6 protein-coding genes and 12 tRNA genes are annotated in these 7,501 nt (G+C 44.0%); 1 reads left to right on the plus strand and 17 read right to left on the minus strand.

Annotated elements, in window-relative coordinates:
• Positions 1-60: 60 nt before the first annotated feature.
• From ACPW7N_RS14695 to ACPW7N_RS14710, 4 genes are all read right to left on the minus strand, one after another.
• A complete protein-coding gene (locus tag ACPW7N_RS14695) occupies positions 61-1,206 on the minus strand; it encodes an MGDG synthase family glycosyltransferase (protein ID WP_425651859.1) in 1,146 nt (381 codons plus the stop codon).
• Complete coding sequence (locus ACPW7N_RS14700) at positions 1,203-1,787, minus strand: YkoP family protein (protein WP_425651860.1); 585 nt, start codon at positions 1,785-1,787, stop codon at positions 1,203-1,205. Before ACPW7N_RS14700 ends, ACPW7N_RS14695 begins: the two co-directional genes overlap by 4 nt.
• A gap of 149 nt (positions 1,788-1,936) precedes the next feature.
• A complete protein-coding gene (locus tag ACPW7N_RS14705) occupies positions 1,937-2,590 on the minus strand; it encodes a TerC family protein (RefSeq protein ID WP_425651861.1) in 654 nt (217 codons plus the stop codon).
• A gap of 71 nt (positions 2,591-2,661) precedes the next feature.
• Positions 2,662-4,320: a M20/M25/M40 family metallo-hydrolase gene (locus tag ACPW7N_RS14710; RefSeq protein ID WP_425651862.1), complete on the minus strand. Its 1,659-nt coding sequence runs from the start codon at positions 4,318-4,320 to the stop codon at positions 2,662-2,664.
• A gap of 233 nt (positions 4,321-4,553) precedes the next feature.
• On the opposite strand from ACPW7N_RS14710, the gene ACPW7N_RS14715 reads away from it, so the two are divergent.
• Positions 4,554-5,687: a sensor histidine kinase gene (locus tag ACPW7N_RS14715; RefSeq protein WP_425651863.1), complete on the plus strand. Its 1,134-nt coding sequence runs from the start codon at positions 4,554-4,556 to the stop codon at positions 5,685-5,687.
• Positions 5,688-5,855: 168 nt separating this feature from the next.
• Here ACPW7N_RS14715 and ACPW7N_RS14720 read toward each other — a convergent pair whose 3' ends face one another.
• The 13 genes from ACPW7N_RS14720 to ACPW7N_RS14780 form a co-directional block, all read right to left on the minus strand.
• Positions 5,856-6,062 carry a hypothetical protein gene (locus tag ACPW7N_RS14720; RefSeq protein ID WP_425651864.1) on the minus strand — a complete coding sequence of 69 codons (207 nt, stop codon included), beginning with the start codon at positions 6,060-6,062 and terminating at the stop codon, positions 5,856-5,858.
• Positions 6,063-6,198: 136 nt separating this feature from the next.
• Positions 6,199-6,272, minus strand: a tRNA-Gly gene (locus ACPW7N_RS14725).
• Between the two features lie 5 nt (positions 6,273-6,277).
• Positions 6,278-6,365, minus strand: a tRNA-Leu gene (locus ACPW7N_RS14730).
• A gap of 16 nt (positions 6,366-6,381) precedes the next feature.
• Positions 6,382-6,458: transfer RNA gene (locus tag ACPW7N_RS14735), tRNA-Pro, on the minus strand.
• Between the two features lie 5 nt (positions 6,459-6,463).
• Positions 6,464-6,540 (minus strand) — tRNA-Arg (locus ACPW7N_RS14740).
• Positions 6,541-6,547: 7 nt separating this feature from the next.
• Positions 6,548-6,623 (minus strand) — tRNA-Gly (locus ACPW7N_RS14745).
• A 26-nt stretch (positions 6,624-6,649) separates the two neighbouring features.
• A tRNA-Leu gene (locus ACPW7N_RS14750) sits at positions 6,650-6,736 on the minus strand.
• A gap of 22 nt (positions 6,737-6,758) precedes the next feature.
• A tRNA-Lys gene (locus tag ACPW7N_RS14755) sits at positions 6,759-6,834 on the minus strand.
• Between the two features lie 13 nt (positions 6,835-6,847).
• Positions 6,848-6,932: transfer RNA gene (locus tag ACPW7N_RS14760), tRNA-Tyr, on the minus strand.
• Between the two features lie 41 nt (positions 6,933-6,973).
• Positions 6,974-7,049: transfer RNA gene (locus tag ACPW7N_RS14765), tRNA-Thr, on the minus strand.
• A gap of 93 nt (positions 7,050-7,142) precedes the next feature.
• Positions 7,143-7,219 (minus strand) — tRNA-Asp (locus tag ACPW7N_RS14770).
• Between the two features lie 27 nt (positions 7,220-7,246).
• Positions 7,247-7,323 (minus strand) — tRNA-Met (locus tag ACPW7N_RS14775).
• An 81-nt stretch (positions 7,324-7,404) separates the two neighbouring features.
• Positions 7,405-7,480, minus strand: a tRNA-Val gene (locus ACPW7N_RS14780).
• Positions 7,481-7,501: the final 21 nt, after the last annotated feature.

Consider the following 7,501-nt stretch of genomic DNA (forward strand, 5'->3'; position numbering starts at 1 on the left):
CGTCCTTGCTTACTTGGTGATGGTGTTGAATTTAATATGCGTGTACTACTCCGAACTCATTCATGGTAAAATTTCCAATCCATTCGGGCTGATCAATTCGACGACTCGATAAGCGGCATCAGGCTTTCGATGCTGTCTAATTGTATGTGCCACTTGCGCCAACTCTTCATTTTTGATCTGCCAACGGGTAATAAGACGAGGAATTTCTTCGAGGTTTTCCACTCGTTTGGCAACACCCATCTTCTCCAAAAATTTGCCATTATGCTGTTCCTGCCCCGGTAATGGCTGCAAAAAAAGCAACGGGGTTCCCATCGACATTGCTTCCGAACAAGTCAGTCCTCCAGGTTTGCTAATTAAGAGGTCAGCCGCCCCTTGATAAGCCCACATCGATTCTACGAACCCGAGAATATGAATCAAATGTGGTGTTGTGACTGCCTGAAGACTATGTAACAGGTTTTTGCGAAGCTGTTCATTACGACCGGTTATCACCAGGATTTGCAGTGGCCGGCCAACCTGCAGCAATTGAGCAAGAATTGATGACAAATTTCCATATCCACCTTCTCCCCCACTGAGAAGCACGGTAAAAACACCCGGCTTTAAACCTAAAGCGGATTTCCACGCACTTTTATCCAGATGGGAGTCTCTCGCAAATCCAGGCCGAATGGGTATTCCAAAGGGGCGAACCTTTTCATCCGGTATTCCATACACTTGTTTGAGCTCGGCCGCCAGATGTTCATGGGCAACCACATAATAATCTACTTCTGGGTGGATCCAAAAGTTATTTACATAAAAATCAGTTGGAATGCTGGTCAATTGGAAAGGATGAATGGCCTTTCGTTTTGCCTGACAAAGGGCAGACAAGCAATAGGCATGAGTCGCTATGACGTGATCAGGCTGAAATTTGTCGATCACCTGTTTTAGAATACGTCTCGCTAATATCTTACCCAGCGGTTTTTTTATCGTTTTTCCCCACAGTTTTTCCAGGTTGTAGACCTTTTCCCACAGACCGGGTGCATAGCGAAGGCTTGAATGGTACGTCTGATTCGAAATTTTTTGCAGCAGTGGACTTATCTCCCGTAATCCGTCAAGCATTCGGATTTCCATCTTGGGAACCTTGTCCTCCAGAGCTTGCTTCAAGGCAACAGCAGCCATTCGATGACCACTGCCTGCCCAACCTTCCGTATAAATCAATACTTTTTTGCTCATTTTTGGCTTTCACCCATTTGCTGCTGATTTAGGTAGCGCTGAAACAACTCATCTTTTGACATGTACACCCGCTTCAGTGGAAGATTGCGATCAAAAGTCTCCAATCGTTTCATGCCATCAGGATGTATGATTCGCAACATCAGGCGTAAATACCATCGTTTGTACCGAAAAAACCAGTTCATTGGCACATCGGAAATGGAAAAACCAAGCGGTTCAATCCCCTTGTGCAGCATCGTAGTGCCAACAATCCCCTTGATCTCGTCCACCCTTGGATGGGATGCCAAATAGTTGGCTAATTGGGGAAGTGAATTAATAATCTGTCGCCGCAATAAAAGAATCATCCGGGTATCGTTCTTTACTCCCTTACAAAGATTGGCAAACATGTAATTATGGATATGAATTTTAAGAATGAGGTCACCTTGATTGATTGTGTAATTGGAATCTGTTTGCAGCGGTTCACCTCGATACCTCAAGAGCACTACCCGAAAAATGTTTCTGCCCTTTTCAATGTAAGTAAGCCTCGTGCAGCTTTGATAAATGGTGTCCCATACTCCCCACAGAGAAAGAATCCCCGCATTCATTTTTATCGAATCCTTTCGTTTTTGACTATATTATTACCATCTGCCTTTAAAACTAGGCACATCAAAGCACGAACTTGTTTTTTTGCCAAAAAAAAACACACCAAGAACTTGTCTCGGTATGTATTCATACTCATATTCACATTCGTATGTTATGTTCTGTTTGCATATTTTCCAATCATGACAATCAAGATTGCTGCCAATGAAGGGACGAGGACGGGGAGTATCGGGATTGTGTAGGCTGCATGATGCAAATAAGGATCCTCCATGCACATTTGTGCGGCTGTGAAGGCTAGTATCGCCGAACCAACATAGAGGATCACAGGAAAGCGATTGATCATACGCGCAATCAAAGCACTTCCCCACATCAACAGCGGAATGCTAAGCCCCAATCCAAAAAGGACCAACCCCAATTCGCCCTTTGCTGCTCCCCCCACTGCCAACACATTGTCGAGACTCATGATGAAGTCTGCCAAAATGATTGTTTTTATCGCCTGGCTCAAATTCCTGCTGTAAGCGACATCTGCCGTTTCTTCTTCACGCTGCATGGTGATTTTCATTGAGATCCATAGCAACATTAAACCGCCAATTAATTTAAGGAAGGGAATATGTAACATCCAGGTAGCCATTGCCGTTAACCCGATCCGCAGCAATACGGCACCAAGTGTTCCATACAAAATTGCCAGCCGTTGTTGCTTGGGTGCCAACCCCCGACAGGCCATACCAATGACAACTGCATTATCTCCGCTTAACAAGAGATCGATTACGATAATATTGATAAAACTGATCCAGTAGCTCCCGTCCATGTTCATCCTCCATGCTGGGCGTTTCCCTTTACATGTATGCACGGATGGATCGAATCATGACAAGCTGTTGGTTACCCCTTGTAACTCCATAAGTTGTGAATAACGGAGAGCATGATTTCTGGTACCACTTCCAGTGAATAAGTAAGTTCAACTCTCTCCCATTTTTTATGTGCATCGAATCCGTATGGGCCAATATTGACGATTGGTACATTCAATTGCCTGATTTCGTCAAAAGGAACGGTATGTTTGCTTCCCCAAGCAGGCATGTTGTCAATATAACCATGAATGCCTTCCTCATCATCACTCAGCTTAACGAAGCTCATGTCTGAGATGTACGGGAAGAACTGTCGAACTTCAATGGGTTGTGGGCAACGGTCTTTTACATTGGCAACAGCTTCTTCGACTGCTTTCATCAGGCGCTCTTCATAAGGTTGCTGTGAGCTTAGGGCCACCCTCGGCGAATACAGCGATGAGTAAAATAAAATACAGACTGGCTCACGATTTTCATCGAATCGGTGCAATTCTTCTACCATCCTGCAGCAAAAGTAACGAATATCCAGATCGCTGTTCAGAAGTTCCTTTGCTTTCGCTTGCATGGCCGACTCGATGATTTCTTTACCCTGTTTGGCAATGACATATTCCATGTACTCCTGATACGTATAGACACGAGGTTGCAGGTTCAATTCTTTCGGATTGGTGTTTGTTCTTTCACAATACGTCTTGTATCTCGACTCGTACGTCTGAATTGCTCTCTCAAAGGCAGTTGTTGCTCTTTCCTTTAAAAGGTCGAGAACTTCTTTTGGAGACAAGGAATGAACGAGAAAATTATAATAGGCGAAACCGGCAAGCGGCGTCTGCACATCGTAATACGGTTTCAAATCCGTCTGCTTCAAGCTGACAGGTGGTGGCGTTACTTCCCCATACATTTCATCACACAAATCAGGGTTATAATCAATTTCTCTTGTCAACTCTGACAACAGCAGATTGGGATCAAACCCGTCAAATGCTTGGCCTACATGTGTCTCTTTACCAACTACATAAAACGATGGCAACAACTTTCCAACAGTCCCCAAATATATGTATCGATTCGGATCTCCTTCACTTCGAGCGGTAACAAAGTCAGTATTGATCGCAGCCGTAATGGACAAGTCCCGTTCTTTTGCTAACTGATTTAGAAAAGGTACAGCAGCAAGTATCCCGTTCGAACTGTCTTCTTCATCACACTCGGCAACTAGAAGGAGGTTTCCTTGCATCATTTCAGGACTTTCACTGAAATGGCGCAGGATTGCCAGATTTGCAGCAACTCCACTTTTCATATCACATGAGCCACGCCCAAACATCCAGCCTTCGTCGTGCAGGTGCTGCTGGACACTTTCTGGAAGGTGTGATTGTTTTTTCATTCTCTCCTTTAGCACAGCAGGTTCCGTTGCCACATCCTTTAACTGAGCGTAGTCATCCACACCAACCGTATCGATATGCCCTAGCAAAAGAGTTGTCTCTGAAACCTGATTTGTCGCCGTAACCAAAGCGACCACATTATATCTTTCAATCGATGATTCACCGGAGGGCTGTAGCCAAATCTGCTCTGGATGCTTCTGAAAATAAGGCCAGCCTTTTAATTCTTCATAAAGCTGTCTGGCTACGTCTGCCTCCCCTTTTGTATTGACGACACTTGGTATTTGTACCAGCCACTCTGTCCATTTCTGAACGTCTTTACGATTAATAGCCACCAAATTATGCCCCCTCCAGTTGATCTAATCTATTTTTTCTGTCTCTTTTGATCATTTCCTGTCTTCTTCGAAAAGAATATTTTTCAAGATTTACCCGTTAAAAATAGGACCAAAAATCGAAATCTAGTAAATCCTGTCGGAATATAGCTAATTATCTTCCAGAAATTAGGGGTAAAGTTACTTGAATTTCTCTTGTATCTTCCCTAACATAAATGAGGGGGGGGAAGTTGCTAATGATCGACAATAAATTACTGCATCTTGGCAAGGTGACGAACCAGATACTCACCTTCCGAAAAATAATAAAAGAGCGTTGGGAACAGGATATAAACACGAAAATTGGTTATGATAGTCCAATTCCATCTGACTTTATCGAGTCAAGGACACAGATCATTGCTCAATCACTGATTCGTGATGTATCACAGGAGCTATTTGATCTCTCACTGGTCATGGGAAATTGGTTTCGAGACAATCACATGTCGCTTTCTGCCATTCTGCGGACACATCAATCCTATCGAAATGTGTTCTGGGAAATTGTTCGTCCAACCTTACCCTATTTACATTTATCGCATCATGAAATCATGTTCATCGAGCAACGGGTTGGAGAAATCATGGATGAGAGCCTCTACTTGTCAATTTTTCATTTTGAAAATTTGGTCAATGAAGAGCTTTCGCAAAAAGAAAAAACAATTTCTTATCTGCATAAGGACAAGCTCACCATCTTGGGCAAACTTGCGGCAAGCATGGCCCATGAGCTTCGAAACCCCCTTTGTGCCATTGAGGGATTTTTGAAGTTAATTAATGAAAATATTAAAGGACAAAAGGATCTGGAATCTTACATCCAGGTTATCATGCATGAATTCGAAAACCTCCACCGGCAAATAACCGGGTTCCTTAGTTTTTCCAAGAAGCCCATCCTTGATGAGGTATTCAAGGAAGTGAATCTGAATGATTTGCTGAACGAATTAGAAATTCTGATTACACCTCGCCTCATTGCAGAGAATATTCACTTTGTTCGCTCACTTACCTGCAACCAGATCAATTGTTATGAAGAAGGATTCAAACAAGTGCTGGTTAATCTCTTCAACAATGCCATGGATGCACTAAGAAACTCGTCCAGTAAAGAATTACATATATCCTCTTTTGCCACACCAGAAGGGGTTCAGATTATTGTTCAGAACAATGGAGAAGCAATTCCTCAAGAAGTAGCAGACCAGTTGTTCCAACCGTTTTTTACGACGAAGCATGATGGTACGGGAATTGGATTGTCAATCTGCAAAAATATTATCGAAAAACATAACGGACAGATCCGATGTGAATCAGACGAAGAACTAACAAAGTTTATCATTACACTCCCATCCGCTGGTTAGTAGTCCTTTTGCCCTATACAAACACAAAAATGCCTCCAGTGTATTCCACCGGAGGCGAGGCAAGAGATCAATTACCATTGGGCAAGCGATCTTAAAAAATACTCTACACGAAAAAACTTATTTGAACCATGAATAATTATCAACATGATTCGACATTTACAACTTTAATTAACGGGAAAGACCACTTATCATATCAATGACACCTGGCATTTGGGTAATTTTAAATCCACTATTCTGTTGATTGGTGTAGATGGAGTAAGTTTTGGAGGTTGGTGGTTGTTGGGGTGTCCGATCAGAATTCACTCCGCAACCTCCCAGCAGCACTAAGGCTGTCATCATCCACAAAACCCTGCCATACCACTTTACTCTTCTCATCGTTACCCTCCTCGTGAATCGGGTCATGATGTTAGTTTTGACAGGCAGGAGATATTTATTTCATCCATGTATAGGAACTAGTTTCATTTATTGGACAAAAAAACAGACACATCATTGTGTCTGTTAGTTTTTTAGATGGAGCGGGTGATGGGAATCGAACCCACGCGACCAGCTTGGAAGGCTGGAGTTCTACCATTGAACTACACCCGCACATATGGTGCCGAGGACCGGACTTGAACCGGTACGGGAGAAACTCCCGACAGATTTTAAGTCTGTTGCGTCTGCCTATTCCGCCACCCCGGCGATATGCAATTAAAAATGGTCGGGAAGACAGGATTCGAACCTGCGACCCCTTGGTCCCAAGCCAAGTACTCTACCAAGCTGAGCTACTTCCCGACAAATGGCGTGCCCTGAGAGATTCGAACTCCCGACCTTTTGATTCGTAGTCAAACGCTCTATCCAGCTGAGCTAAGGGCACAAATTTATGGAGCGGACGAAGGGTCTCGAACCCTCGACCTTCGCCTTGGCAAGGCGACGCTCTACCAATTGAGCTACGTCCGCATAATACTACTTTAGAAGCTTATTTTTGGTGCGGTCAAGAGGACTTGAACCTCCACGGTGTTGCCACCACTAGAACCTGAATCTAGCGCGTCTGCCAATTCCGCCATGACCGCATAATTTTTTGAAATTACATGGTGGTGAGCCATGAAGGACTCGAACCTTCGACCCTCTGATTAAAAGTCAGATGCTCTACCAACTGAGCTAATGGCTCTCAAACATATAAATGGTGGGGAGAGACGGATTCGAACCGCCGAACCCAGAGGGAGCAGATTTACAGTCTGCCGCGTTTAGCCACTTCGCTATCTCCCCATAATTCACCTCAAAAAGTAAAGGAATTACTTTTTAGGTAATGGTGCCGGCGATAGGACTTGAACCCACAACCCCCTGATTACAAGTCAGGTGCTCTACCAATTGAGCTACACCGGCATATCAACTCTTCAATTATACCATACTATCGTTTATTTTGATAGTAAAAAGTATGAAGCTTGTTACTGTAAAACTAATTACAATCTTAAAAGATGGCGGAGCTGACGGGACTCGAACCCGCGACCTCCGGTGTGACAGACCGGCGTGAACTCCAACTTCACCACAGCTCCATATTTAAGCAAAACAGGTAATAAAATTGGTTGCGGGAGCAGGATTTGAACCTGCGACCTTCGGGTTATGAGCCCGACGAGCTACCGAGCTGCTCCATCCCGCGACGACCATGGACGGTCTAGTGTCGACGTTGTTACAGGACGTAACATTCTTAGTCGACCTTCCTTAGTCCAAGTAGTTAATATGGTGGAGGCTGACGGGATCGAACCGCCGACCCTCTGCTTGTAAGGCAGATGCTCTCCCAGCTGAGCTAAGCCTCCAGGTTTTATGTTTTGTTCCGG

This window comes from Brevibacillus nigriterrae (assembly GCF_049846925.1).
Lineage (GTDB): Bacteria > Bacillota > Bacilli > Brevibacillales > Brevibacillaceae > Brevibacillus_H.

What these genes read in the sequence shown, in the direction of transcription:
- ACPW7N_RS14695 (WP_425651859.1), bottom strand. Translation starts at nt 1,206, where the DNA reads ATGAGCAAAAAAGTATTGATTTATACGGAAGGTTGGGCAGGCAGTGGT.
- ACPW7N_RS14720 (WP_425651864.1), bottom strand. Translation starts at nt 6,062, where the DNA reads ATGAGAAGAGTAAAGTGGTATGGCAGGGTTTTGTGGATGATGACAGCC.
- ACPW7N_RS14700 (WP_425651860.1), bottom strand. Translation starts at nt 1,787, where the DNA reads ATGAATGCGGGGATTCTTTCTCTGTGGGGAGTATGGGACACCATTTAT.
- ACPW7N_RS14705 (WP_425651861.1), bottom strand. Translation starts at nt 2,590, where the DNA reads ATGGACGGGAGCTACTGGATCAGTTTTATCAATATTATCGTAATCGAT.
- ACPW7N_RS14715 (WP_425651863.1), top strand. Translation starts at nt 4,554, where the DNA reads ATGATCGACAATAAATTACTGCATCTTGGCAAGGTGACGAACCAGATA.